This is a genomic window from Pseudomonas sp. JBR1 (assembly GCF_028198185.1).
Taxonomy (GTDB): Bacteria; Pseudomonadota; Gammaproteobacteria; order Pseudomonadales; family Pseudomonadaceae; genus Chryseomonas; species Chryseomonas oryzihabitans_E.
The window spans coordinates 1295167-1320474 of the sequence record NZ_CP116340.1 but is presented as its reverse complement, the minus strand read 5'-3'; the positions used below and the strand labels follow the sequence as shown (position 1 = coordinate 1320474).

Here is a 25308-nt window from a genome sequence, read left to right as displayed (position 1 = left end):
AAAAAACGAGGTGGGGCTGCTACTGCAGGCCAAGCATCCGCCGATTGCGCGCCGGATCGGCGTCGCTGCCGGCGAAGTCGTCGAAGGCGCGGGTGGCCGGCTGGATCAGGTGACGCTCGATGAAGGGTGCGCCCTCGGCAGCGCCCTGGGCCGCATCCTTCAGGCAGCACTCCCACTCCAGCACCGCCCAGCCATCGAACCCGTACTGGGTGAGCTTGCTGAAGATGGCGCCGAAATCGATCTGGCCATCCCCCAGGGAGCGGAAGCGACCCGGGCGCTCGGCCCAGTCCTGGTAGCCGCCATAGACTCCGCTGCGGGCGTCCGGACGGAATTCCGCGTCCTTGACGTGGAACATGCCGATGCGCGCGTGATAACGGTCGATGAACCCCAGGTAGTCCAGCTGCTGCAGCAACAGGTGGCTGGGGTCATAGAGGATTCGCGCCCGGGGATGGTCGTCGACCGCCGCCAGAAAGCGCTCAAAGGTGGCGCCGTCGTGCAGGTCCTCGCCCGGATGCAGTTCGAAGCACAGGTCCACGCCTTCTTCGCCGTAGACGTCCAGGATCGGCCGCCAGCGCTGTGCCAGCTCGGCGAAGCCTTCGTCCACCAGGCCGGCCGGACGCTGAGGCCAGGGATAAACATAGGGCCAGAGCAGGGCGCCGGAAAAGGTCGCCACGGCCTTGAGGCCGAGGCGCCGGCTGGCCTTTGCGGCCAGCTTGAGCTGCTTGACCGCCCAGGCCTGGCGTTCATCCGGCCGGCCGCGCAGGGCCGGCGGGGCGAAGCCGTCGAAAGCCTCGTTGAACGCCGGATGCACCGCCACCAGCTGCCCCTGCAAATGGGTGGACAGCTCGCTGATAGCCACGCCTGCCGCGGCGCACTGGCCAAGTAGCTCGTCGCAGTAGTCCTGGCTGGCGGCCGCGCGTTCGAGGTTCGGGCATTGATGGCCCAGCGTCGGCAGCTGGATGCCCCGGTAGCCCAGGTCTGCCGCCCAGCGCGCGAGATGGGGCAGGGTGTCGAAGGGCGGCTGGTCATCGAGGAACTGGGCGAGAAAGATTGCCGGGCCCTTGAGCCCTGGGCGAGAGGTAGCGGCCATGGTCAGGCTCCTAGGGTCGGTAGTGGCGTCCAGGCACCCTGGCGCTGATGGCTGGCCAAGGCGGTTTCGATAAAGGCCAGGCCGCGCCAGCCGGTGGTGATGCCGGGCAGCCCCGCGGCGGGATCCGCCGGATCGCGGATGGCGGCGGCCAGGTCGCGGTAGAGATTGGCCAGCGCTTCGAGGTAGCCCTCCGGATGGCCGGCCGGCAACCGCAGCCGCTGCTGGGCACTGGCGCTCAGCCAGGGCTGGCCGAGACCCGCGCGCAGCGTGCGGGGCGGCTGGTCGAGACTGCGCTGCAGGAGGCTGTTGGGCTCCTGCTGATGCCATTCCAGGCTGCCCTGCTCACCATAGAGCCGGATGCGCAGGCCGTTTTCCTCGCCTACACAGACCTGGCTGGCCAGCAGACTGCCGCTGGCACCCTCGGTGGTCTCGAACAGCACCATGACATCGTCGTCCAGGCGCCGGCCGGGCAGGTGGCTGCGCAGGTGGGCGCTGAGCCGGGAGATGCGCTGGCCGCTGATGAACTCGGCGAGACTGAAGGCGTGGGTGCCGATGTCGCCCAGGCAACCGCCCGGACCGGACGCGGCCGGATCGTCGCGCCAGGTCGCCTGCTTGTTGCCGGTGGCGGCCAGGTCCTGGGCGAGCCAGCCCTGCGGATATTCCACATGGATCTTGCGCAGGGCGCCCAGCTCGCCGCGGGCGACCCGCTCGCGGGCTTCCCATACCAGGGGGTAGCCCAAATAGGTGTGGGCCAGGGCATAGCGCAGGGGGAGCGCGGCCAGGGCTTCCGCCAGGTGCTGCACCTGCGCCAGCGAGGTGCCGGCGGGCTTTTCGGAAAAGACGTGGAAGCCCGCGGCCAGGGCGGCCTCGGCGATGGGGACGTGCAGGTCGTTGGGCGTGACGATCACCAGCAACTCGACGCGCTGCTCGGCTGGCAGCTGGCGTTCTCCAGCCAACAGCGCCTCCCAGGACGCATAGACCCGCTCAGGTGCCAGGCCCAGCTCGCGACCCGAGGCGCCATTGTTGCCGGCATCGCGGCTGAAGGTGCCGCAGACCAGCTCCAGCGTGCCATCCAGCGCCGCCGCGCGACGATGGGCGGCGCCAATGAAAGCGCCCTGGCCGCCGCCGATCATGCCGTAGCGAATCCTGTGGCTGGTATGAGCCTGCATCCCCTGATCCTCCGGCTGCTATCGCGCTAGGTGTAACCGGTTACATTTTTTCGGCATTTGGCGGCCGCTGGCGGATTTAGTCAAGTGCCACTCAGGCGTATGGCTTGCCTGGCGGATTGCCTTTGCGCACAGTGGCAACCTTTCCATCGCTTACCGAGGCTGCATGTCCAACATTCGCCGGGTTGCCGAATTGGCCGGGGTATCGGTGGCGACCGTGTCGCGTACCTTGAAGAATCCCGACGTCGTGGCGCCCGCTACCCGCGAGCGCGTGCAGGCCGCCGTGGCCGCTGCCAACTATCGGCCCAACGGGATGGCCGTGCAGTTTCGCTCCCGTCGCACCGGCAACCTGGTGGTGCTGGTTCCGCTGATCGCCAACAGCTTCTTCGCCCGGGTCATCGCCGGCATCCAGCAGGCGGCGCAGGCGGCCGGTTATCGGGTGCTGTTGTGCGATACCGCTGGCGACGAACGCCGCGAGCGCGAATACGCCGAACTGGTCTATGCACGTCAGGCCGATGGGGTGATCCAGCTCCGCGCTTTCGATCCCTTTGCCGGCCAGGGCGACATACCGCCGGTGGTGAATGCCTGCGAAGTGCTCGCCGAGCACACCTGGCCCAAGGTCCGGCTGGACAATCGCGCCGCCGCGCGCTGCCTGACCGAGCATCTGCTGGCGCTCGGACACAGGCGCATTGCCCTGATCAAGGGGCCGGAAGACAGCCCGCTGACCCTGGAACGGCTGGCCGGCTACCAGGAGGCGCTGACGCAGGCGGGCATTGCCCTGGATCCTGGTCTGCTGCACGAAGGCGACTTCACCCTGGCCGCTGGCGCCGCCGCGGCCAAGGCACTGCTGACGCTACCCGAGCGCCCGACCGCGCTGTTCTGTTGCAGCGACGAGATGGCGATCGGAGCGCTGCAGATCCTGCGGCGCTCCGGGTTGCGTGTCCCGGAAGACATCTCCCTGGCGGGGTTCGACGACATCGCCTTCGCCGCCTACACCGAGCCGCCACTGACCACCATTGCCCAGCCGGCGGAGGCCTTCGGCCAGCGCGCGGTGGCCATGCTGCTGGAGGTGCTCAACGGGGGCACGCCGGCTGCGCGAGAGGTGGTGTTGCCCTTCGAACTGAAGGTGCGGGGAAGCACCGGTGTATGTGGGTGAGCGCAGCTCTCCACCCATTGGGCGCTTGCCAGCAGTAGGCGTGAGCGAAGGCGGGCGCCGTCGCGGAACAGTCCTGGGCTGACCGGAGCAGTGAAGGCCGTCCGCAGGGCTCGCCATGCCTAGGCGGGATCACTCCGGATGCCGCAGCACCTCCGCGATAGCCGAGGCGACATGATCAACCCGTTCGGCGGTCAATCCGGCCACACAGAGCCGGCCATTATCGACCAGATAGATGCCGAAATCCTGCCGCAGGCGTTGCACCTCGGTCCTGCCCAGACCTGTATAGGAAAATAGCCCGCTGTGGCTGCGAATCCGCTCACCGAGTGACCGGTGCGCGTGACCGAGGGCGGTCGCGAGCAGCTCGCGCATGGCGGAGGTGCGCTGGCGCATGTCATCCACGTCGGCTCGCCAGAGATCGGCGAGCTCGCTGCCCAACACCAGGTCCACCAGTTGCGCGCCATGCCGCGGGGGGCTCGAGTAGTTTCGTCTCACCGTGGCTTGCAGCTGGCCCTGCGCCCGGGCTGCCATTGCCGCCGAGGCGCAGACCACGGACAGGGTGCCGACCCGCTCGCCGTACAGCGAAAAGTTTTTCGAGCAGGAATAGCTCACGAGAAAGGTCAGGCCGGCGCGCTCCATTTCCCTGATGACGAAGGCATCTTCTTCCAGCCCGGTGCCGAAACCCTGATAGGCGCAGTCGACGAAGGCGATGAGCTCACGCTCGGCCAGCACCTGGATGACCTTCCGCCATTGGGCGGTGGTGAGATCCAGGCCCGTGGGATTGTGGCAGCAGGGGTGGAGCAGGATGATGCTCCTGGCAGCCAGGCCGCTGAGGGTGTCGAGCATGTCCTGGAAGGCAAGCTCGGCGGAGGACGGACAGTAATAGGGGTATCTGCTGACCGCGAAGCCAGCGCCTTCGAAGAGGGCGACGTGATTGTCCCAGGTGGGATCGCTCACCCAGACGCCGGACTCCGGAAACCACCGCCGCAGGAAGTCCGCGCCTATCTTGAGCGCGCCCGATCCACCGACGGTCTGGATGGTAGCCACGCGGCCATCCGCCAGTGCCGGGCTGGCATCGCCGAACTGCAGGCGCTGAGCATTCAGTCGAAAACCTTCGTGGCCCTCCATGGGCAGGTACATCGACGGGGCCAGCGCTGTTTTTCGCAGATGCTGGTCGGCTGCCGCCACGGCCCGCAGGACCGGCAACCGGCCGGATGCGTCCGTGTAGACGCCGACACTCAGATTCACCTTCTCAGGCCGGCGGTCCTGCTGATAGGTCCTGATCAGGGAGAGGATGGGATCGCCCTGGTATTCGGTCAGGTGTTCGAACATCGTTATCCATTACCTGATCAATGAGATTTCCGGTCTCGCCGCCGCCAGTACCTGGCGCCACGCCGAGCGGCGGCCTTCGCTCGTCACATGCCAAGTCGCTGGAAGACATGGACGTTGCCTTTATCGACGCGAAGGGTAGCACCGCTCCGAATGGAGCATTCGGAGCAGGCGGGCCTAAAAAAACCATATCAGCAGCGATCTCGATCTTCAGGCAGTGGCTGCCCAGGACACGCCTCATTGCGGAAGCCTGTAGTCAGTCAACTGAAATCCAGTACGCTGTGGTGCCACGGTAAAACGAACAACAACGAGGAGGGGGCATGAACATAACGGGCATGCTGGTACTTGCAGGCTGCTACCTGTTGGGGTCCTGTATTGCCGGCTATGTGAGTGGCATCCCGGCCAGTGTCATCGGGATATTCATTCTGTTCGGCATGTTATTGCTGCTGCGAAGAGTGCCCGAAGGGGTGGATGCCATGGCTGGCAGTCTGCTTCGCTACCTTCCGTTGATGCTCGTGGTGCCGGCTGTTGGAATCATCGATGTCGATACGCTGGAAGTGACGGTCTGGCTGCGTCTGCTGCTGGTGATCGCGTTGTCCCTGGTGGTGACTGTTCCGCTGTGCGGCTTGCTGCTGCAATACCTGATAAGAAGAAAGACCGATGGCTGATCCCTATCTGGCGCCGTTACTGGCGTTGTCCGTGACGCTCGCTGCCTACCAGGTGGCGTTGCTGCTGCAGCAGCGCCTGCGTCTGGTGATGCTGCAACCGGTGCTGATCACCACGGCGCTCGTCGCGAGCCTGCTCTGGGCCGCCAGCGTGCCCTATGAGCACTATCGCAGCGCGAGTGGCACGCTTTCGCTATTGCTGGGGCCTACGACCGTAGGGCTGGCCGTACCCCTCTACCGAAATATCCAGCGCGTGATCTCCCTATCCGGGCCGCTTTTGATCACGCTGTCCGTGGGTGGCATCGTGGGGGTGACCTTGACCCTGGCCTTGGGTTGGCTGTTCGGTTTGTCCCCGACCCTGTTGATGAGCCTGGCGCCGAAATCGGTGACCATGCCTATCGCCTTGCCCCTGTCCGGACATTTTGGCGGGCTGGTGTCCTTGACTGCCGTGATCGTCATGCTGACCGGCGTCATCAGCACGACGCTGGCCCTGCCGCTGCTCAAGCTGTTCAAGGTTGAAGATCCAGCGGCCAGAGGCCTGACCCTGGGCATGAACGGACATGCCATAGGCACGGCGTATGCACTGCGCGAAGGCCAGGAAACGGCCGCCTTTTCGGCACTCGGCATGATTCTCCTGGGAATAGCCACGGCGGTCCTGTTGCCGGTCGCGCTCGCGGTCTGAACACGGATCTCCCGTTGCGGATTCGCGAGCGGCCTCGATGTGTGCCTGGCCAGCACGGCCGGATCAGCGTTGCGCCCTCGCAACGACGGTCAGGGCCGCGACCGGTCGAGATTCAGGTGTGGCAGGCCGCTTCGATCCGCGCCCTGAGCAGCTCTGCCAGCTGGTCGAAGAGGATCTGCACCGAGCGCAGCGACAGGTTGTCCGGGCGGGTCAGCAGCCAGATGTCGGTGTCGCAGTTGTCGAGCGCGGCGCTCAGGCGCTCGACGCCGTCCAGGCTGCTGATCATGAAGTCGGGGAGGGCGGCCACGCCGAGCCCGGCGCCGACCAGGCTGCCCACCGAAGACATGCTGCTGCAGCGATAGCGGGGCGTGAGACTGGGATAGGCCTGGCGCAGCCAGGTGACCGACACATGATCGGCCAGGGAGTCATCGGGGGCGATCCAGGGCAGTTCGGTGGCGGCCCGGCCATAGCCGGCGCGATAGCGCTCATGCCCACAGACGAAATAGGAGCTGCGACCGAGGCGGCGCCCGATCAGGTGCTCAGGCGGCGCGTTCGACAACCGGAGGGCGATGTCCGCATCCCGTCTGCTCAGGCTGGCGAAGGTATTGGAGGTGGCGACTTCCAGGGCGACCGCGGGATAGCGTGGCATGAGTTCGGCGAGCCCTGGCAGGAGCAGGCTGCGCAGCACCGCATCGGTGCAGGTCAGGCGCACGGTACCACTGATGACGTTCTCACCCTGGGCCAGGGCGATCCGCGCCGCGTCGAGCGCCTGCTCGGCGCGCTCGGCCTGTTCGGCGAGGGCCTTGGCGCTCTGGGTGGGGGTGTAGCCGCGACGGTTCTTGTCGAACAGCGCGACCTGGAGATTGGCTTCGAGCTTGCGGATGGCGCGAAACACCGTGGAGACGTCCACCTGCAACTGCTCTGCCGCTCTGGCCAGGGTCCTGCCGCGCACCAGGGCGAGAATCAGCTTGAGATCGGCATGGCCTATCTGATATTGCATCGGTGCATTGTTCCTTTGCCGATTCGCCGATATGGGTTGCGCTTATGCCAATTTATACTGGCCCAGCCCCGCAAGGGCAATCAGGTGGAAGGGCTGACCTTGGCAGACAGGGTCGGCGCCTGCAGCAACCACCACCCACAGCCACGCTGCCAGACCCGCACGAGCAAGCACAACGAAGCGGGCCAGCGTCAAGGATGCCCCTCATGAATTCGATATCCCCCCGCGTCGTCCAGCTCACCGAAGCCAACGGCTTTCTCAAGGAGCACCCCGAGATCCAGTACGTCGATCTGTTGATCACCGACATGAACGGCGTCATCCGGGGTAAGCGTGTCGAGCGGGCCAGTCTGTCCAAGGTCTATGAGCGCGGCATCAACCTGCCGGCCTCGCTGTTCGCCCTGGACATCAACGGCTCCACGGTGGAAAGCACCGGCCTGGGGCTGCACATCGGCGACGCCGACCGCACCTGCTTTCCCATCCCCGGCACCCTGAGCTACGAGCCCTGGCAGAAGCGCCCGACCGCGCAGCTGCTGATGACCATGCACGAACAGGACGGCTCGCCGTTCTTCGCCGATCCGCGCGAAGTGCTGCGGCGGGTGGTGAAGAAATTCGATGACCTGGGCCTGACCATCTGCGCCGCCTTCGAACTGGAGTTCTACCTGATCGACCAGGAGAACGTGAACGGCCGGCCGCAGCCGCCGCGCTCGCCGATCTCCGGCAAGCGGCCGGTCTCCACCCAGGTCTATCTGATCGACGACCTGGACGAATACGTGGATTGTCTGCAGGACATGCTCGAAGGCGCCAAGGAGCAGGGGCTGCCGGCGGATGCCATCGTCAAGGAATCCGCGCCGGCGCAATTCGAGGTCAACCTGCATCACGTCGAGGACGCCATCAAGGCCTGCGACTACGCGGTGCTGCTCAAGCGCCTGATCAAGAACATCGCCTATGACCATGAGATGGACTCCACCTTCATGGCCAAGCCCTATCCCGGCCAGGCCGGCAACGGTCTGCACGTGCACATCTCGCTGCTGGACAAGCAGACCGGGCAGAACATCTTCGCCACCGACGATCCGGAGCACCACGCGCCGCTGCGTCACGCCATCGCCGGCATCCTCGAAACCCTGCCGGCGTCGATGGCCTTCCTTTGCCCGAACGTCAATTCCTATCGCCGCTTCGGCGCCCAGTTCTATGTGCCTAACGCCCCGAGCTGGGGCCTGGACAACCGTACCGTGGCGGTGCGCGTGCCCACTGGCAGCAGCGAGGCGATCCGCATCGAACACCGGGTCGCCGGTGCCGACGCCAATCCCTATCTGATGATGGCCTCGATCCTCGCCGGCATTCATCACGGCATGACCCAGCACCTCGAACCCTGCGCGCCCGTCAGCGGCAATTCCTACGAGCAGCTCGAACAGAGCCTGCCCAACAACCTGCGCGACGCCCTGCGCTGCCTGGACGACAGCGCGGTGATGAACCAGTACATCAGCCCCGAGTACATCGACATCTTCGTCGCCTGCAAGGAAGCCGAGCTGGAGGAGTTCGAAACCACCATTTCCGATCTCGAATACAACTGGTATCTGCATACCGTCTGAGGAGCGTGACCATGACAATGCTGACGCAGCAGGACTGGGAGCAGCGCTACCAGCGGTTGACCGTCGAGTCCCGTGCCTTCATCGACGGGACCTACCGCGATGCCCTGGGTGGCGCGACCTTCGAGGATTCGAGCCCCGTGGATGGTCGCCATCTGGCCCAGGTGGCCAGTTGCATGGCCGAGGATGCCGAGGCCGCTGTACAGGCGGCGCGGGCCAGCTTCGCCCGAGGCGACTGGGCGTACCAGGCACCGGCGCAGCGCAAGCGGGTACTCATCGCCTTCGCCGATCTGTTGCTGGCCCACGCCGAGGAACTGGCGCTGCTGGAAACCCTGGACATGGGCAAGCCCATCAGCGATTCCCTGGGTATCGATGTTCCGGCGGCGGCCAATGCCATCCGCTGGAGCGCCGAGGCCATCGACAAGGTCTATGACGAGGTGGCGCCGACCCCGCGCGATCAGCTCGGCCTGGTGACCCGCGAACCCGTGGGTGTGGTGGCCGCCATCGTGCCCTGGAATTTTCCCCTGATGATGGCCTGCTGGAAGCTGGGTCCGGCGCTCGCCACCGGCAACTCGGTGATCCTCAAGCCGTCCGAGAAGTCGCCGCTGACCGCCATCCGCATCGCCGGCCTGGCGCTGGAGGCGGGCATCCCCGCAGGGGTGTTCAACGTGCTGCCCGGCTACGGTCATACCGTCGGCCAGGCACTGGCGCTGCACCCGGACGTCGACACCCTGGTCTTTACCGGCTCCACCCGTATCGCCAAGCAGCTGCTGGTCTATGCGGGGGAATCGAACATGAAACGGGTGTGGCTGGAGGCGGGCGGCAAGAGTCCCAACCTCGTCTTCGCCGATGCCCCCGACCTGGCGGCCGCCGCCGAAGCGGCCGCGGCGGCCATCGCCTTCAACCAGGGTGAGGTCTGTGTGGCTGGCTCCCGGCTGCTGGTCGAGCGCTCGATCAAGGAGCGCTTTCTGGCGCTGGTGGTGGAAGCCCTGCGGGGCTGGGCGCCTGGCCATGCGCTGGACCCCAACACCCGCGTCGGTGCCCTGGTGGACGCAGGCCATCTACGTACCGTGCTGGGCTTCATCGAGGCGGGCCGCGCCGAGGGCGCCCGACTGGTGAGCGGTGGCGGCCAGGCCCTGGCGGAGACTGGCGGCAGCTACGTGACCCCGACCATTTTCGAGGGCGTGGACAACGCCATGCGTATTGCCCGGGAGGAGATCTTCGGCCCGGTGCTCGCCGTGATCGAATTCGACAGCGAAGAAGAAGCGGTGCGCATCGCCAACGATACCCCCTATGGCCTGGCCGCTGCCGTCTGGACGCGCGATATCTCGCGTGCCCATCGCGTGGCGAGGGCCTTGCGCGCCGGCAGTGTCTGGGTCAACCAGTATGATGGCGGCGACATGACGGCGCCCTTCGGCGGCTTCAAGCAGTCTGGCAATGGTCGCGACAAGTCGCTCCATGCCTTCGACAAATACACCGAACTCAAGGCGACCTGGATCAAGCTCTGAACAGGCGCGGCGACCCTGGCGGCGACGTCGGGGCGCAGGCAGAGGAATCACACCATGCAACAACACGTCGGTAGCTACTACGCAGCCTCCAGTAATCAGCCGGCTCCCTATCCCAGGCTCGAAGGCAGCGTCGAAAGCGACGTCTGCATCATCGGCGCCGGTTACACCGGGCTTTCCACCGCGCTCTTCCTGCTGGAGCACGGCTTCAGCGTGACGGTGCTGGAAGCGGCGCGGGTCGGCTTCGGCGCCTCCGGGCGCAACGGCGGCCAGATCGTCAACAGCTACAGCCGCGACATCGATGCCATCGAGCGACAGTTGCCCGCCAAGCAGGCCCAATTGCTGGGGGAGATGGCCTTCGAAGGCGGACGGATCATTCGCGACCGTATCGCCCGCTACAACATCCAGTGCGATCTCAAGGATGGCGGGGTGTTCGCCGCGCTCACGGGCAAGCAGCTGGGCCATCTGGAGGCCCAGAAAAAGCTCTGGGAGCGCTATGGCCATGCCCAGCTGGAGCTGCTCGACGCGCGTGGCATTCGCGAGGTGGTCGGCACCGATCGCTATATCGGCGGCATGCTGGACATGAGCGGCGGTCACATCCACCCGCTCAACCTGGCCCTGGGCGAGGCGGCGGCAGTGGCCTCTCTGGGCGGCAAACTCTATGAGCAGAGTGCGGCCATCCGTATCGACCGCGGCGCCAACCCCGTGGTGCATACCGCCCAGGGTCAGGTGAAGGCGCGCTTCGTGGTGGTGGCCGGCAACGCCTACCTGGGCGGACTGGTGCCGGAACTGGCCGCCAAGTCCATGCCCTGCGGTACCCAGGTGCTCGCCACCGAGCCGCTGTCCGAGGAGCTGGCGCGCAGCCTGTTGCCCCAGGATTACTGCGTGGAGGACTGCAACTACCTGCTCGACTACTTCCGCCTGAGCGCCGATCGGCGGCTGATCTATGGCGGCGGCGTGGTCTATGGCGCGCGGGATCCGGCCGACATCGAGGCCATCATCCGGCCAAAGATGCTGCAGACCTTCCCGCAGCTCAAGGACGTCAAGATCGACTTCACCTGGACCGGCAACTTCCTGTTGACGCTGTCGCGGCTACCGCAGGTGGGCCGCCTCGGCGACAACATTTACTACTCCCAGGGCTGCAGTGGCCACGGCGTCACCTATACCCACCTGGCGGGCAAGGTCCTGGCTGAAGCCCTGCGCGGGCAGGCGGAGCGCTTCGATGCCTTCGCCGGCCTGCCGCACTATCCCTTCCCGGGCGGGCAGCTGCTGCGCGTGCCCTTTACCGCGCTGGGCGCGACCTACTACCAGTTGCGCGATCGCCTCGGTATCTGACCCTGTCCGCCCGCCTGATCCAGGCGGGCACTCTGGAGAATAGCCATGTCCCCTATGCCCCTGATTGGCGTGACGGCTTGCCGGCAGACGCTCGGCAAATACGATTCCCATACCGTCGGCGACAAGTACGTCGAGGCGGCAGGCCACGCCGGGCTGCCGGTGGTACTGCCGGCGCGCAGCGTGCCGAGCGATCCGCAGGCGCTGCTGGAGCACCTGGACGGCCTGCTGTTCACCGGCTCGCCGTCGAATGTCGAGCCCCATCACTATCAGGGGCCCGCCAGTCTGGCCGGTACCCACCACGATGCCTCCCGTGACGCCTACACCCTACCGCTGCTGCGGCTGGCTATCGATCGCGGCATTCCGGTGTTCTGCATCTGCCGGGGCTTTCAGGAGCTCAACGTGGCCCTCGGCGGCAGCCTGCATCAACGCGTGCAGGAGTTGCCCGGCCATGACGATCACCGCGAGCCCCAGAGCGAGCTGCTGGCCGAGCAATACGCATCCAAGCATCCGGTCCAGGTGCCGCCGGGCGGGGTGTTCGAGCGCCTGGGGCTGCCGGCGAGCTTCCAGGTGAATTCGCTGCACAGCCAGGGCCTCGATCGGCTGGCCAGTGGGCTGCGCGTCGAGGCCCGGGCACCGGATGGTCTGGTGGAGGGTGTGTCGCTGGCGGACGCTCCCGGTTTCGTCGTCGGGGTGCAGTGGCATCCCGAGTGGAATTTCCGCGAGAACCCCGAATCCCTGACGCTGTTGAACGCGTTCCGCGACGCCTGCCAGCGCCATGCCGCGTCGCGTTAGGCACCTTGCCGCGCACGCCGGACTCTGAAAACAATTCCAACAGCAGGGCAGAGACGCATGACTGAACAGAGCAAGGGCGCACCTGCAGGCGCCCCGGGCAACACCGGACCGGAAGCCCTGGCCGACCCGTCCGCCAAGGGTCTGGCGGCGGGGTCGCTGGGCCTGCTCGCCTGTGTGGTACTGGGCATTTCCACCATCGCCCCCGTCTACACCCTGACCGGGGCCCTGGGGCCGACCGTGCGCGAAGTGGGCGTCTATCTGCCTGCCGTATTCATCGTTGGCTTCCTGCCGATGCTGCTGGTGGCCCTGGGATACCGCGAACTGAATGCCGTCGACCCGGACAGCGGCACCTCCTTCACCTGGTCGACCCGCGCCTTCGGCCCCATGATCGGCTGGATCGGTGGCTGGGGGCTGGTGACGGCCACCACCATCGTCCTGTCCAATCTCGCCGGGGTGGCGGTGGACTTCTTCTATCTTTTCCTTGCCCAGCTCAGTGGCCGGGCGGAGCTGGCCGCGCTGTCGCAGAACCTGCTGGTGAACATCGTCACCTGCTGCGTCTTCATCGCCATCGCGGTCTGGATCAGCTGCCGTGGCATCGGCATGACCATGAGCATCCAGTACGGTCTGGTCGCCCTGCAACTGCTGGTGCTGGTCGGCTTTTCGCTGGCGGCCTTCAACGCCGCGCCGCAGGTGGCGCCGGTAGTCTTCCACCCCGAATGGTTCAACCCCTTCAACGTCGAGTCCTTTTCCGCCTTCGCCGCGGGCCTGTCGCTGTCGATCTTCATCTTCTGGGGCTGGGATGTCTGCCTGACGGTGAGCGAAGAATCCGTGGGCAGCCAGAAGGTGCCGGGGCGCGCAGCGACCGTCACGGTGCTGCTGATCCTGATGCTGTACCTGTTCACTGCGGCGGCGACCCTGCAATTCGCTGGTATCAGCGATTCGGGTCTGGGATTGGGCAATCCGGAGATCCAGGAAAACGTCTTTGCCCATCTGGCCGGACCGGTGATGGGACCGCTGGCGATCCTGATGTCCATCGCCGTGCTGGCCAGCACCGCGGCCTCCCTGCAATCCACCTTCATCTCGCCAGCTCGCACCCTGTTGGCGATGGGGCACTACGGTGCGGTCTCGCGCCGCTTCGCCCACATCTGCCCGCGCTCGCGTACGCCGCGCTACGCCACCATCGCCGCCGGCATCGCCACCGCCACCTTCTATGTGGTGATGCGCACCCTCAGCGACAACGTCCTGGCAGACACCATCACCGCCCTGGGCATGATGATCTGCTTCTACTACTCGCTGACGGCCTATGCCTGCGTCTGGTACTTCCGCCGCAGTCTGTTCGGCAGTCTGCGCCACGCCTTGCTGCGCGGCCTGTGCCCGCTGCTCGGCGCGCTCATCCTCTCGGTGATCTTCTGGCAGACCGCTGTCGCCAGCCTGTCACCGGACTTCGGTAGCGGCTCGCACCTGGGCGGTATCGGTCTGGTATTCATCATCGCCGTGGTGATCCTGCTGCTGGGCCTGGTGCTGATGCTGTTCACCCGCTGGCGCGCCCCGGCGTTCTTTCAGGGCGCCACGCTGGAAGCGCTGCCGCATCAGGGCTGAGCCGGGCCTGCTGCCTCCCGTCCGCGACGTTCCTATTCAGCAGACGGAATTGTCAGGTCGGACGCTACTGCCTCTTGCGGCGGGGAAGGGTGGCTAGTAGCCCAGAACCGGCGCGCCGGTCGCGCGTGCACCAGCGGGAAAGCCGTGGTGACGCGCCGCCGTCGCGATGGCGAGGGCGGCCAGCGACAGCACCAGCACGGCCCAGATCAGGGCCTGTGGGCCCGCCGTTTCCAGCAGCACGCCGCCCAGAACGCCGGCACCGGCGATGGCACTGTTCCAGGTCACCACGTTCATCGCCAGCGCCGCGTCCGCGCCTGCGCCCGCCGTGTCGGCCAGGGCGGTCTGTAGCAGGGTAGCGGCGCCGCCAAACGTCAGGCCCCAGACGAAGATACCCAGGTACTGCGCCGTCGCGGAGTCGTGGCTCAGGCCAAGGATCACGGCGATCGAGGCGAAGGTGGCCAGACTGATCAGGACGGCCCGACGCAGACTGTGATCGACGATGCGACCGGTGATCCAGATGCCGAGCAGCGAGGCAGCACCAAACGTCAGCAGTACCAGATCGACTCGGTCACCGAGCCCCGCCTGGGCGACGAAGGGGGCGATGTAGGTGTAGAGAACGTTGTGAGCCAGCATCCAGGTAAAGACCACGGCGAGAATGGCGCGGATACCGGGCGTGGCGAGCACTTGGCGAAGCGGTAGCCGCTGGCCTTCCGTTTGCCCAGGATAGTCGGGCACCTTCGCCACGACCCAGACGATCAGGCCCAGCGTGAGTGCGGACATGGTGGCGAAAGCCAGTCGCCATCCCAGCAGACCGCCCAGCCAGGTGCCCAGGGGGACGCCCAGGGACAGGGCGATGGGCGTGCCGATCATCGCCATGGCCATCGCCTTTCCCTGCAAGCGCGGCGCCACCATGCGCCGGGCATAGCCGGCCAGCAGGCTCCAGGCGAGCCCGGCCGCGGCCCCCGCCGCGAAGCGCGCGACCAATGTCAGGAGGTAGTGGGTCGACAGCGCGGTGAGGGTATTGAACAGCAGGAATCCCAGGATGGTGGCGAGCAGCACGCGCCGTCGCCGCCAGTGAGCCGTCGCCATGGTGAGGGGAATCGCGGCCACCAGCGAGCCGGCGGCATAGGCGGTCACCGATTGTCCGGCCAGGGCGTTCGATACCCCGAGTCCCTGGGCTATCTCGGGGAGCAGCCCAGCGGGCAGGGTCTCGGTCATGATGCAGATGAAACCGGTCATCGCCAGCGCCAGTAGCGCCGCCACGGGTAGGCGTTCGGGATCGGGTGTCGAGGTCACGGGAAGATTCCTTAGATATGTATCGGTCGGTACATATCTAAGCAGCCGTGGCTTCGCGTGGTCAATGATTTTTATATCGGTTAGTATATAAACCAGGCAAGAGAGGAGATTCGCTATGGCTCAACTGGGACGTCCGCGGTCGTTCGATCGTACTCTGGCCATTGACGAGGCCATGCTGCTGTTCTGGCGCTACGGCTATGAGGCCACCTCGCTGAATCGGCTGAAGGCGGCGATTGGAGGCGGTATCACGGCGCCCAGCTTCTACGCCGCCTTCGGTTCGAAAGAGGCGCTGTTCAAGGAGGTGGTCGCCCGCTACATGGAAACCCATGGCCGGGTGAACGATCCCCTGTTCGACGAGGCCCTGGCGCCCCGGGAGGCGATCGCCTCGGCCCTCGGGCGTTCCGCGCGGATGCAGTGTGACGAGCAGTTGCCCAAGGGCTGCCTGGTGGCGCTCGGCACCCTGGGCTCCTATGCGGAAGAAGACTCCAGCATTCCACTGCCGCTGCGCGAAGCCCGCGCCCGGATCCGCAAGGGCCTGTTGGCGTGCGTCAGCCGCGGTATCGCCCGTGGCGACCTCGCGGAAGGCACCGACGCCCGGGCCCTGGCGACAGTGTTCGAAGGCTTGCTGCTGGGCATCTCACCCATGGCGCGGGATGGGGTGGCGTTGGCCGTCATCGAGGGCGCCATCGCCCAGGTGATGACGCTATGGGATGGCAACGCGCGCTCGACCGCAACAGCTCGACCAGACGCCTGATGGCCGTTGCGGATCAGGCGGATGCCTCTGGTCGACCGGCTTAGGCGCTCCTGGTCAATGTCATAGCTGCCTCGTGTCGCCCCTGGGAGAGACGACACCCGCACCCTCATCCCACCAGCGGCGGCGTCCGTGGCGGCACCACTCGCTTCGAACCGGTGGCCTCGTAGGCGGCGGCGAGCCTGAGGAGATTCGAGTCGTCATAGGCCCGCCCGGCAAAGGTCAGGCCCACCGGCATGCCGATGTCGCTCATCACGCCCATGGGCACGGTGACGGTCGGTACGCCCAGGTGGCGAATGGCGAGGTTGCCATTGGCGACCCAGACGCCGTTGCTCCAGGCGATGTCAGCGGAGACGGGATTGATCTCGGCATCGGCGGGCGCCACGTCGGCCACGGTGGGGAAGAGCACGGCGTCCAGGCCCTGGGCCTGCAGCCAGTCCTCCAGGTCGATCCTGCGCGTGTGTTCCAGACCGCGCAGGCCGTCGGCAAGGGTGGCGATCTCGTCCCAGGCTTTCAGACCTCGCTCGGCCATGCGCACGTACTCGGCCATCCCGGCGGCCAGGTCGCCCTCGCGATTGGGCAGGGTGCCGGGTTCATGAGGGAAGATCAGCTCGCCTTCGACGTCCACCAGCCGGTTCAGGTTGGGGTCGTTGTTGTCGCGCAGGAAGGTGTCGAACCCCCAGGCGGAGAGATCCCAGAGTTCATCATGGAGAAACGCCTGGGAAACGATGCCGCGGTTGAACACCGTCGGCGCGCCGGGACGGTCGCCTTCGCAGTTGGAGACCAGGGGGAAATCCACCTCGACCACCGTGGCGCCGGCCGCTTCCAGGGCCGCGCGCGCCTGTTCCCAGAGCGCGATGACCGAATCGCGGGTATGGATGCGCTGACCGGTTGGGCCGCCGATGCCAGGATTCTCGCTGGTGCCGGCGTCCGGATCACGGTTGATGAACATGCGCGGCACGCCAAGGCGCTTGCCGGCCAGGGCGCTGGTATCGACGGCGAGGTCGCCATAGCGGGCCGGGCGGACCTCCGAGGCCTTGGGCAGTGGCACCCAGGGCTGCAGGCGCCAGAGGTCGCCGGAGGTATCGGGATCGTCCGCCACCACCACGTCGAGCACTTCCAGCAGATCGGCCATGGTGCGGGCATAGGGCACCACCACGTCCATGGTCGGCGTCAGCGGCCAGTTGCCGCGCACCGAGATGACCCCGCGCGAAGGGGTATAGGCGCAGAGACCATTGTTGGAGGCTGGCCCGCGTCCGCTGGACCAGGTTTCCTCGGCCAGGCCGAAGGCGGCGAAGCTGGCCGCGGTGGCGGTACCGGCGCCGTTGGACGAGCCGGAGGCGAAGGGCGCGGTGAGGTAGCCGGCGTTGTAGGGGCTTTCGGCGCGCCCGTAGACGCCACGCTGCATGCCGCCGTTGGCCATGGGCGGCATGTTGGTCTTGCCCAGGCAGATGGCGCCAGCGGCGCGCAGCCGTTCGATGGTGAAGGCGTCGCGCTGGGCGACCAGGTCCTTGAACGCCGGACTGCCGGAGGCGGCGGTCAGCCCCTTCACCAGATAGCTGTCCTTGGCGGTGTAGGGGATGCCATCCAGCGGCCCCAGGCTCTCACCCCGGGCGCGGCGGCGGTCGGACTCGGCGGCTTCGGCCAGGGCGTCGGGATTGCGCACCACCACGGCATTGAGCGCGGTGGCGCTGGTGGGGGGGTCGTAGGCATCGATACGGGCCAGGTAGGCCTCGACCAGCTGCACCGCAGTGGTCTGGCCGGTTTCGAGTGCGCGACGCAACTCGGCGATGGAGCGTTCGGTAACTTCGATCATGGTGGGGTCGCCGTTGAGGATTCCGCTATACGGGAACGGCTGCTGACAGCCATCCCGGAAGAAAAAAGCACCGATGCAGTGTACACCCGAAGCTTGCGGGGTTCTGATTGCGTACACGCATGGACGCCTTGCCGGACCGCCCATGCGGGGCGGCCGGTCGAGCTCTATCATGGGAGGGATTGCCGGGGTTCGCCGCTGCCGGGCCGATCCCTTTCCTTGGAGTCAATGATGCTGCAACGCCTATACAACGAGCGGACGGTCCTGCGCTGCTCCATCTTCGCCACGGTGCTCGTCGCGCTGGTGGGCATCGCCTTCGGGGTGCATTCCGGCTCCTACGCCATCGTCTTCGATGGCTTCTACTCGCTGATCGATGCGCTCATGAGCGGCATGGCCCTGCTGGTGGCCATGCTCATCCATCGACACGGCCTGGAGCTGGAGGGTGATCGCAAGCTCGCCGAGCGTTTCAACATGGGCTTCTGGCACCTGGAGCCCATGGTGCTGGCCCTGAACGGCAGCGTGCTGTGCATCGTCGCCTGCTATGCGCTGGTCAATTCGATCATCAGCCTGATGAGTGGCGGCAAGGAGCTGGAATTCGGCGTGGCACTGCTCTATGCGCTGGTGGCCGCGCTGGTCTGCTACGGCGTGGCGGCGCTGGAGCTGCGTATGAATCGGCAGATCCAGTCCGACTTCCTCAAACTCGACATCAAGAGCTGGATCATGTCGGGCAGCATTTCCGCGGCCCTGGTGCTGGCCTTCCTGATTGGCGCCCTGGCCCAGGGGACGGCCTATGCCTGGATCACGCCCTATATCGACCCCATGGTGCTGTCGATCATCTGCGTGCTGATCATCCCCGTTCCCTTCAAGACCGTCTGGCAGGCCTTCGCCGAGATCCTCATGGTGACTCCGCCGCAGCTCAAGCAGCAGGTCGATGAGGTGGCTCGCGGGATGGTCGCGCAGTTCGGTTTCCTCGACTACCGTGCCTATGTGGCCAAGGTCGGACGGGCGCGGCAGATCGAGCTGTACTTCATCGTGCCGGTTGGCTGGCCGGCCAAGACCCTGGACGAGTGGGACGCCATCCGTGACCAGATCGGCGAGGCCATCGGTGGCGAAGGCCCGGATCGCTGGCTGACCATCGCCTTCACCACCGATCCGGCCTGGTCGCGCTAGCGCCGCCTGGCTATCGCGGGGTGCACAGGCGCTCGACGTCCGCCGCAAGCTGCTGGAGGACGACGCGGTCCTCGGCCTGGCCGAGACTGGCCTCCGCCCGGGAGAGGGCCAGGCGGGAATGCCGCAGGCACTCGCGCCTGATGCGCGCATCGCCCTGAACCGCCAGGCGGGCGAGTGACTTCTGCAGGCGCATGCCCACCTCCACCAGGGGCGCGGCGTCGCGGCCCACGGGCAGGAAGAAATCGTCGAACAGGTCGTCCAGCGACAGTTCCGGCACCTCGATCTGCGGATAGCGAGGCTCGACCGGGTCGCGGGCGACGGTGAGTTCGGTCAGCAACCGTTGGGCACGGCCTAGGATGGCGATGGCGGTGCCCGAGTCGCTGCGCGACGGCACCAGGGCCCCGGTGGCGATCTCGCCCAGGACCGTGAGCCCGAAGCGCGGATCCTGGTCATGTACACGCCGCGCATCCAGGCTGAAGGCCGTCCGTAGCTGGTCGTCCTTGTCGGGCGGCAGGCCTTCGATCCAGAGCAGCGGCTGCGCCGGATCGAGAAAGGCGCCTGGCAGGGCGGCCAGACGCAGGCGGCCCTTCTTGCCGCAGAGGTCGGCCAGCAGCGACATGTCCACCCGTTGCAAGTAACCCGTGCGATCGGCCATTACCGGTCGGCCGGGCGGAGGTTCGTCGACCGGCGCCGCGCGACCGCCGAGATAGGGATTCGCCAGCCAGCGCTTCAGGCTGTGCTGGGCGGCGGCTTCGATACTGTCGCTGGTGGCATCCAGCTGGCCCAGACGCGAGAGATGATCGATCCAGCGCAGGAGCGTGAAGACGATCAGCAGGATCACCACCAGGGTCACGGTGAAAAGCACCACGCGGCCGTTGTCGCCATAGAGCCCGGTACTCAGGGCGATGATGCCCACCAGGCTGAACAGGAAGGAACCGAGAAAGGTAGCCAGGGCGTTTTGCGTGGTGCTGTCTTCGAGCAGCAGTGGATAGGCGCGGGGCGTCACGCTGCTGGCGGCGGCGTTGTAGGCCGTCACCATGGTGCTCAGCGAGAAGGTGGTCACCGCCAGCATGCTGCTGGCGATGATGGTGAGGATCTTGTCGACGGCATCGGCACCGACCTTGGTCGGCAGGCCGGCCGGAATGTGGTCGCGCAGCAGCAGGGCGAGGAGGGCGGTCGCCACGCCGGCGACCGAGAAGAGCGTGGCGCGAAACCACAGGCGGCGCTGCAGGCCGCGCAGGACCCAGCCCAGTCGAGCTAGCACCTGCCTCAGCCCATGGTCTGGGGAACGGGAGTGGCGCGCAGCTGAGCGAGGCGCTGGTCAGCCTGTTGCTGGAGTTTGTCGCGCATCTGCCGGGCGGCTTCGCGGGCGTCACCGGATTTCAGCCCATTGCGATCGGCATCGACGGTGGTCAGCACCGCACCGAGGGCGCCGTGCAGCAACCGGCCACCGGCCAGGGCATCGCTGCGCAGCGGTTCGATGGTGAGGGGCGTGGCAGTGACCGCGAGGTCCAGCGCTTCCAGGCACAACTGGGCGGTAGCGATGGGAATCTGCACGGCATTGGCCGCTGCCAGGTTGAGCGCCTGCTTGCGGCGCTCGCCTTCTTCGGTGGCACCGCTGGCCTGGCGATCGGCTTCCAGGTAGTTGGCGAAGGCCTGGACATCGGCGTCGGCGCAGGTGCTCAGGGCTTCCTGCAGCCGCTCGCCCAGGGCGATCAATTCGGCATGGCGGGTCACGGGCTGGCGCTGCTGGCTGAGCTTGAGGCCCTTGAGAATCAGCGCCACACCCAGGGACGCCGCCACACCGGCCACCGCGCCGCTACCAGGGGTTGGCAGGGTAGAGCCGGTACCGTCGCGGAATTGGGCGAGGGTCTGCTGCCAGAGAGTAGAGGTTTCGTTCATGCCAACCGCCTGCAAGCAAAGGGTAAGGGAATCGGTCATGACCGACCGCTAATAGGATCGTCCGAAACGGCCGAGGTTCGCTGGCTAAGTGCAATAAGCGACCGGTCCCCGGGCCGCCATCGTTCGATTCCTGTCGTACTGGCGAGGGGCCTTCAGGTATGGTGGGCTTGAAACAATAAGTTACAAGGAGCTTGATGTGGATCCTGCTGCGCTCGCCTGGGTCGCCCATGACACCCGGCTGATCTTCTGTTGCCTGGCCGCCATCCTGGCCATTGTCCTCCTCATCGCCGTCATCCGGCTGCCGCCCTTTCTGTCCATTCTCATCGGCACCTTCATCGCCGGCCTGGGCGCAGGGCTGCCGGCCGAGGCCGTCGCCAAGGCCTTCAGCAAGGGCGCCGGCAGCATCCTGGGCGAGGCCGGTATCATCATCGCCCTGGGCTCGATGCTGGGTGCCGTGATGGCCGAATCGGGCGCCGCCGATCGCATCGCCAGCACCCTGCTGGGGCTGGGCAAGGGCCGCAGCCTGCCCTGGGTGATGGCCCTGGTGGCCATGGTGATCGGCTTGCCGCTGTTCTTCGAAGTCGGCCTGGTGCTGATGGTGCCCATCATCTTCGTCATGGCGCAGCGCTCGGGCCAGCCGCTGTTGCGCATCGCCATTCCGGCGCTGGCGGGCATGACCACCCTGCATGCCCTGTTGCCGCCACACCCCGGTCCGCTGATCGCGGTGGGGGCGCTGCATGCGGATCTCGGCCTGACCATGCTGCTGGGGCTGGTGATCGCCATCCCGGCGGTGATCCTGGCCGGGCCGCTGTATGGCGGCTGGCTGTCGCGACGCATGGCGATCGAACCGCCAGCCGCGCTGGGCGAGCTGTTCAGCGCCCGTGACCAGAGCGCGCACCAGCCGGGCTTTGGTCTGTCACTGCTGGTGATCCTGCTGCCAGTGCTGCTGATGCTGGGCAGTACCTTCGCCAAGGTCGCCCTCGACCCGCACAGCGGTCTGGCGGAAGGCCTGAAATTTCTCGGCGAACCCTTGATCGCCCTCGGTCTCGCGGTACTGGCCGCCACCGTGCTGCTCGGTTGGGGCAGCGGCATGCCCCGCGAGCGGGTCGGCGGGGTGCTGCGCAAGAGCCTGGCGCCCATCGCGGCCTTGCTGCTCACCATCGGCGCCGGCGGCGGCCTCAAGCAGACCCTGCTCGACGCCGGCGTCAGCCATACGGTGGCCAAGGTGGCCGAGGGCGCCCATCTGCCCTACATCCTGCTGGCCTGGCTGATCGCCGTGGCCCTGCGCCAGGCGACCGGCTCGGCAACGGTCGCCACTACCACCACGGCCGGTATCCTGGCGCCGGTAGTGGCAGGGCTCGCCGGTCCCCAGGCCTCGCTGATCGCCCTGGCCATCGGCGCCGGCTCGGTGTTCTTCTGCCACGTCAACGATGCCGGTTTCTGGATGGTGCGTGAATACTTCGGTCTGGAGCTCAAACAGACGCTGTGGGTCTGGTCGGTGCTGCAGACCCTGGTTTCCGTCACCGGCCTTGCGGGTACGCTATTGTTGTCGCTCTGGATCTGACGAACACCTGCCCATGGATAACGACTCCTCCTTGAACCGGCCGCGACGCCGCGATCTCTTCCTCGGCTTCTTCGGCCTGGGCATCACGGCCTTCGGTGGGGTGTTGCCGCTGGCGCGGCGCTACCTGGTGGAGAAGCGCCGCTGGCTGTCGGCGGAGGAGTTCACCGAGCTGCTAGGGCTCTGTCAGTTCCTGCCGGGCGGTAACATCATCAATCTCTCGGTGGCGGTAGGCATGAGATTCGCCGGCTGGAGCGGCGCCTTGGCCGCTGCCGCCGGACTGCTGGTAGGGCCGACGCTGGTGGTGGTCGGCCTGGGCGTGCTCTACGACCGCTACCATGACGACCCCCTGGTGGGCCGCGCTTTCGCCGGTCTTGCGGCCGCGGCCGCGGGCCTGCTGGTAGCCATGGCGGTCAAGCTCATTCAGCCCTTGCGCGGTCGCTGGCTGGCGCTGGGCATTGCCGGGCTGGCCTTCCTCGCCTTGGCGCTGCTAAAGCTGCCGCTGCTCTGGACCATGCTGGTGCTCACCCCGATCAGCGTCCTGCTCAGCTATCGGCAGGGCCTATGAGCGCGACCCTGCTGGCGCTGGCGTTGATCTTTACCCAGCTCTCGCTGCTGGCCTTCGGCGGTGGCAACTCGGTGTTGCCGGAGATGCAGCGCCAGGTGGTGACGGTGCACGGCTGGATGAGCGTCGCCGACTTTGCCGCCCTGTTCGCCCTGGCCCAGGCGGCGCCCGGTCCCAACCTGATGATCGTGCCGCTGATCGGCTGGCACGTAGCCGGCTGGCCAGGTCTGCTGGTGACCTCCCTGGCCAAGTTCGTGCCGTCCTCGCTGCTGACGTTGGGCGTGCTGCACCTCTGGCAGCGCTTCGCCGACCGCCCCTGGCGTCGCCATCTGCAGGCCGGACTGGTGCCGGTCACCGTTGGCCTGGTAGCCGCCAGTGCCTGGCTGGTGGGCGTGAGCGTGGCCACCACGCCGCTGTGGGTGCTGATCCTGGCGGCGGGTGCTCTGGGGTCGCTATTTACCCGCTGGCATCCGCTGTGGCTGCTGGCCGGCGGGACACTGGTCGGGATAGTGTTTGGTAGCTAAGCCAAAAAAGCTGGGCAAGATCGTCTAGCCATCGACCCGAGGACATCACCTTGCAGCTAAGCCATCGGCCGGTCCAGGACAGTGACCTGCCCGCCCTATGCGAATTCTCCAAAAACCCCACGGAGCTGATGTTCTGGTTTCCCCGGGCCCACTTCCCGCTCACCCCGGTTCAGTTGCAGGCCGCCATCGCGGAGCGTCGCGACAGCCGCGTCGTGGTGGCGGGTGGGCGAGTGGTGGGATTTTCCAACTTCTGCAGGTGGGCGGATGAGGTGTATGCGATTGGCAATGCCGTCGTTGATCCCGCCTACCGGGGGCAGGGGGTCGGACGTTACCTGCTGAAGATGATGATAGAGCGCGCGTTCGAGACGCACGGCGCTCGTGAAGTGGTTCTTTCCTGTTTCAACGCAAACGTAGCGGGGCTACTGCTCTACCAAACCTTGGGCTTCACCCCCTATGCCATCGAAGAGCGACGTTCGGTTGCCGATGAGCGGGTGGCGCTGATTCATCTCAGACTGCCAAGGCCTTGCCAGTGATCACCCGTCCCCAGAATCCTTCGCTGCGCGAACTGCTGTTCACGGTACGCGGGTCCATCGTCCAGGCCATCTGGCGCAAGCTCCTCTACGTGGTGGTGCTGAGCCTGGCGGTGACCCTCAGCCATGGCGTCATCCTCCGCTTCGACTTCGGCCTGACCACCACGCCGCTGACCCTCTGGGGTCTGACCCTGGCGATCTTCCTCGGCTTTCGCAACACCACGGCCTACCAGCGCTTCTGGGAGGCGCGCGGCCTGTGGGGCGAGCTGCTGATCGCCGGACGCAATCTGGCGCGCCAGGTCGAAACCCTGCTACCCGGCCTGAACGCGGCCGAGCGCCGCCAGCTGCTGGCTCCGCTATTGGCCTTCGGTTATGCGCTGCGTGATCACCTGCGCCGGGAAGCACCGTCTGCCGATCTGCAGCGCGTGCTGGCGGGGGAGCAAACCCTGCTCGCGGCCCCTCACCGACCCAGTGCGCTGATCCGCCGACTTGGCACGACGCTGGTTGCCCGCGCGCGACAGGAAGGGCTCGGTGACCCGCTGATCGCCAACGTCGATAACCAGCTGGACCGGTTGACCACGGTGCTCAGCGGCTGCGAGCGCATCCGCCAGACCCCCATTCCCTATCCCTACATCCTGATGCTGCACCGGGTGGTGCACGTCTATTGCTTCCTGCTGCCGTTCTGTCTGGTGGACAGCCTGGGCTGGTTCACGCCCCTGGCGGTGCTGGTGCTGGCCTATACCTTCTTCGGCCTGGACGCCCTGGGCGACCAGATCGCCGACCCTTTCGGCACCCAGCCCAACCATTTGCCGCTGGACGCCTTGAGTCGTGGTCTGGAAATCGCCGTGCTGGATCTGCTGGGCGAGCCCACCCCCGAGCCGATCCGGGCGGAGGAGGGGTTGTTGCGGTAAGGCGCGAAGATTCGCGTTGATGCGATCGCGGCCATGGGCCGCTCCTACAGCAGAGGTGTATCTGTAGGAGCGGCCCATGGCCGCGATCAGAGTCTGCCTCAGGGTGGCCGCATCGGCGGATCACCCTGGCCATGGCCGCGCCTTGCCTTGCCGTCAGGCGTCTTGAGCTTCTTTCGCTCTCCGCCGCGGACGCCTGACCAACTCCCCGCGACAATTCGGACACGTTGCGGTGAAGGCGCGAAGATTCGCGTTGATGCGATCGCGGCCATGGGCCGCTCCTACAGCAGAGGTGTATCTGTAGGAGCGGCCCATGGCCGCGATAAGAAGTCTGCCTCAGGGTGGCCGCATCGGCGGATCACCCTGGCCATGGCCGCGCCTTGCCTTGC

23 protein-coding genes are annotated in these 25308 nt (G+C 66.5%); 15 read left to right on the top strand and 8 right to left on the bottom strand.

Annotated features, from left to right (window positions below):
- Nucleotides 1–19 precede the first annotated feature (19 nt).
- Both PJ259_RS06300 and PJ259_RS06295 read right to left on the bottom strand, forming a co-directional pair.
- Complete coding sequence (locus tag PJ259_RS06300) at nucleotides 20–1090, bottom strand: sugar phosphate isomerase/epimerase family protein (RefSeq protein ID WP_271655154.1); 1071 nt, start codon at nucleotides 1088–1090, stop codon at nucleotides 20–22.
- A 2-nt stretch (nucleotides 1091–1092) separates the two neighbouring features.
- Nucleotides 1093–2259: a Gfo/Idh/MocA family protein gene (locus PJ259_RS06295; protein WP_271655153.1), complete on the bottom strand. Its 1167-nt coding sequence runs from the start codon at nucleotides 2257–2259 to the stop codon at nucleotides 1093–1095.
- A gap of 163 nt (nucleotides 2260–2422) precedes the next feature.
- On the opposite strand from PJ259_RS06295, the gene PJ259_RS06290 reads away from it, so the two are divergent.
- Entirely contained in the window at nucleotides 2423–3412 is a 990-nt protein-coding gene (locus PJ259_RS06290; RefSeq protein ID WP_271655152.1) for a LacI family DNA-binding transcriptional regulator, read from the top strand.
- 129 nt (nucleotides 3413–3541) lie between these two features.
- Here PJ259_RS06290 and PJ259_RS06285 read toward each other — a convergent pair whose 3' ends face one another.
- Nucleotides 3542–4741 (bottom strand): amino acid aminotransferase, encoded by a 1200-nt coding sequence (locus PJ259_RS06285; RefSeq protein ID WP_271655151.1) that lies wholly within the window; start codon nucleotides 4739–4741, stop codon nucleotides 3542–3544.
- Between the two features lie 317 nt (nucleotides 4742–5058).
- On the opposite strand from PJ259_RS06285, the gene PJ259_RS06280 reads away from it, so the two are divergent.
- Complete coding sequence (locus PJ259_RS06280) at nucleotides 5059–5406, top strand: CidA/LrgA family protein (protein ID WP_271655150.1); 348 nt, start codon at nucleotides 5059–5061, stop codon at nucleotides 5404–5406.
- A complete protein-coding gene (locus tag PJ259_RS06275; protein ID WP_271655149.1) occupies nucleotides 5399–6085 on the top strand; it encodes an LrgB family protein in 687 nt (228 codons plus the stop codon). Before PJ259_RS06280 ends, PJ259_RS06275 begins: the two co-directional genes overlap by 8 nt.
- 112 nt (nucleotides 6086–6197) lie before the next feature.
- Here PJ259_RS06275 and PJ259_RS06270 read toward each other — a convergent pair whose 3' ends face one another.
- On the bottom strand, nucleotides 6198–7085 hold the full coding sequence (locus tag PJ259_RS06270) for a LysR family transcriptional regulator (protein WP_271655148.1): 888 nt from the start codon (nucleotides 7083–7085) through the stop codon (nucleotides 6198–6200).
- A 203-nt stretch (nucleotides 7086–7288) separates the two neighbouring features.
- Here PJ259_RS06270 and PJ259_RS06265 point away from each other — a divergent pair, with 203 nt between their 5' ends.
- The 5 genes from PJ259_RS06265 to PJ259_RS06245 are packed head-to-tail and all read left to right on the top strand — an operon-like array spanning nucleotide 7289 to nucleotide 13899.
- Nucleotides 7289–8671: a glutamine synthetase family protein gene (locus PJ259_RS06265; RefSeq protein WP_059315215.1), complete on the top strand. Its 1383-nt coding sequence runs from the start codon at nucleotides 7289–7291 to the stop codon at nucleotides 8669–8671.
- Between the two features lie 11 nt (nucleotides 8672–8682).
- On the top strand, nucleotides 8683–10176 hold the full coding sequence (locus tag PJ259_RS06260; RefSeq protein WP_271655147.1) for an aldehyde dehydrogenase: 1494 nt from the start codon (nucleotides 8683–8685) through the stop codon (nucleotides 10174–10176).
- 54 nt (nucleotides 10177–10230) lie between these two features.
- Nucleotides 10231–11508, top strand: coding sequence for an NAD(P)/FAD-dependent oxidoreductase (locus PJ259_RS06255; protein ID WP_271655146.1), 1278 nt, complete (start codon nucleotides 10231–10233; stop codon nucleotides 11506–11508).
- A gap of 45 nt (nucleotides 11509–11553) precedes the next feature.
- Nucleotides 11554–12300, top strand: a complete 747-nt coding sequence (locus PJ259_RS06250; RefSeq protein WP_271655145.1) for a gamma-glutamyl-gamma-aminobutyrate hydrolase family protein — start codon at nucleotides 11554–11556, stop codon at nucleotides 12298–12300.
- A gap of 57 nt (nucleotides 12301–12357) precedes the next feature.
- A complete protein-coding gene (locus PJ259_RS06245) occupies nucleotides 12358–13899 on the top strand; it encodes an APC family permease (RefSeq protein WP_271655144.1) in 1542 nt (513 codons plus the stop codon).
- 93 nt (nucleotides 13900–13992) lie between these two features.
- On the opposite strand, the gene PJ259_RS06240 is transcribed toward PJ259_RS06245, so the two are convergent.
- Nucleotides 13993–15138, bottom strand: a complete 1146-nt coding sequence (locus PJ259_RS06240) for an MFS transporter (protein WP_271655838.1) — start codon at nucleotides 15136–15138, stop codon at nucleotides 13993–13995.
- Between the two features lie 172 nt (nucleotides 15139–15310).
- Here PJ259_RS06240 and PJ259_RS06235 point away from each other — a divergent pair, with 172 nt between their 5' ends.
- Nucleotides 15311–15949 carry a TetR/AcrR family transcriptional regulator gene (locus tag PJ259_RS06235; RefSeq protein WP_271655143.1) on the top strand — a complete coding sequence of 213 codons (639 nt, stop codon included), beginning with the start codon at nucleotides 15311–15313 and terminating at the stop codon, nucleotides 15947–15949.
- 106 nt (nucleotides 15950–16055) lie between these two features.
- On the opposite strand, the gene PJ259_RS06230 is transcribed toward PJ259_RS06235, so the two are convergent.
- Nucleotides 16056–17762 (bottom strand): amidase, encoded by a 1707-nt coding sequence (locus PJ259_RS06230; protein ID WP_271655142.1) that lies wholly within the window; start codon nucleotides 17760–17762, stop codon nucleotides 16056–16058.
- A 228-nt stretch (nucleotides 17763–17990) separates the two neighbouring features.
- On the opposite strand from PJ259_RS06230, the gene PJ259_RS06225 reads away from it, so the two are divergent.
- Nucleotides 17991–18929: a cation diffusion facilitator family transporter gene (locus tag PJ259_RS06225; RefSeq protein WP_271655141.1), complete on the top strand. Its 939-nt coding sequence runs from the start codon at nucleotides 17991–17993 to the stop codon at nucleotides 18927–18929.
- 10 nt (nucleotides 18930–18939) lie between these two features.
- Here the strand turns inward: PJ259_RS06225 and PJ259_RS06220 are convergent, their stop codons facing one another.
- Both PJ259_RS06220 and PJ259_RS06215 read right to left on the bottom strand, forming a co-directional pair.
- Nucleotides 18940–20193 (bottom strand): DUF2254 domain-containing protein, encoded by a 1254-nt coding sequence (locus tag PJ259_RS06220; protein WP_059315207.1) that lies wholly within the window; start codon nucleotides 20191–20193, stop codon nucleotides 18940–18942.
- A gap of 5 nt (nucleotides 20194–20198) precedes the next feature.
- A complete protein-coding gene (locus tag PJ259_RS06215) occupies nucleotides 20199–20831 on the bottom strand; it encodes a cyclodeaminase/cyclohydrolase family protein (protein WP_059315206.1) in 633 nt (210 codons plus the stop codon).
- 196 nt (nucleotides 20832–21027) lie between these two features.
- Here PJ259_RS06215 and PJ259_RS06210 point away from each other — a divergent pair, with 196 nt between their 5' ends.
- The 5 genes from PJ259_RS06210 to PJ259_RS06190 are packed head-to-tail and all read left to right on the top strand — an operon-like array spanning nucleotide 21028 to nucleotide 24922.
- Nucleotides 21028–22395, top strand: coding sequence for a GntT/GntP/DsdX family permease (locus PJ259_RS06210; RefSeq protein WP_271655140.1), 1368 nt, complete (start codon nucleotides 21028–21030; stop codon nucleotides 22393–22395).
- 13 nt (nucleotides 22396–22408) lie between these two features.
- Nucleotides 22409–22960 carry a chromate transporter gene (locus tag PJ259_RS06205; RefSeq protein ID WP_271655139.1) on the top strand — a complete coding sequence of 184 codons (552 nt, stop codon included), beginning with the start codon at nucleotides 22409–22411 and terminating at the stop codon, nucleotides 22958–22960.
- Complete coding sequence (locus tag PJ259_RS06200) at nucleotides 22957–23481, top strand: chromate transporter (RefSeq protein WP_271655138.1); 525 nt, start codon at nucleotides 22957–22959, stop codon at nucleotides 23479–23481. Before PJ259_RS06205 ends, PJ259_RS06200 begins: the two co-directional genes overlap by 4 nt.
- A 50-nt stretch (nucleotides 23482–23531) precedes the next feature.
- On the top strand, nucleotides 23532–24014 hold the full coding sequence (locus PJ259_RS06195; RefSeq protein ID WP_271655137.1) for a GNAT family N-acetyltransferase: 483 nt from the start codon (nucleotides 23532–23534) through the stop codon (nucleotides 24012–24014).
- A complete protein-coding gene (locus PJ259_RS06190) occupies nucleotides 24011–24922 on the top strand; it encodes a bestrophin family protein (protein ID WP_271655136.1) in 912 nt (303 codons plus the stop codon). The genes PJ259_RS06195 and PJ259_RS06190 overlap by 4 nt, the downstream gene beginning before the upstream one ends.
- Nucleotides 24923–25308: the final 386 nt, after the last annotated feature.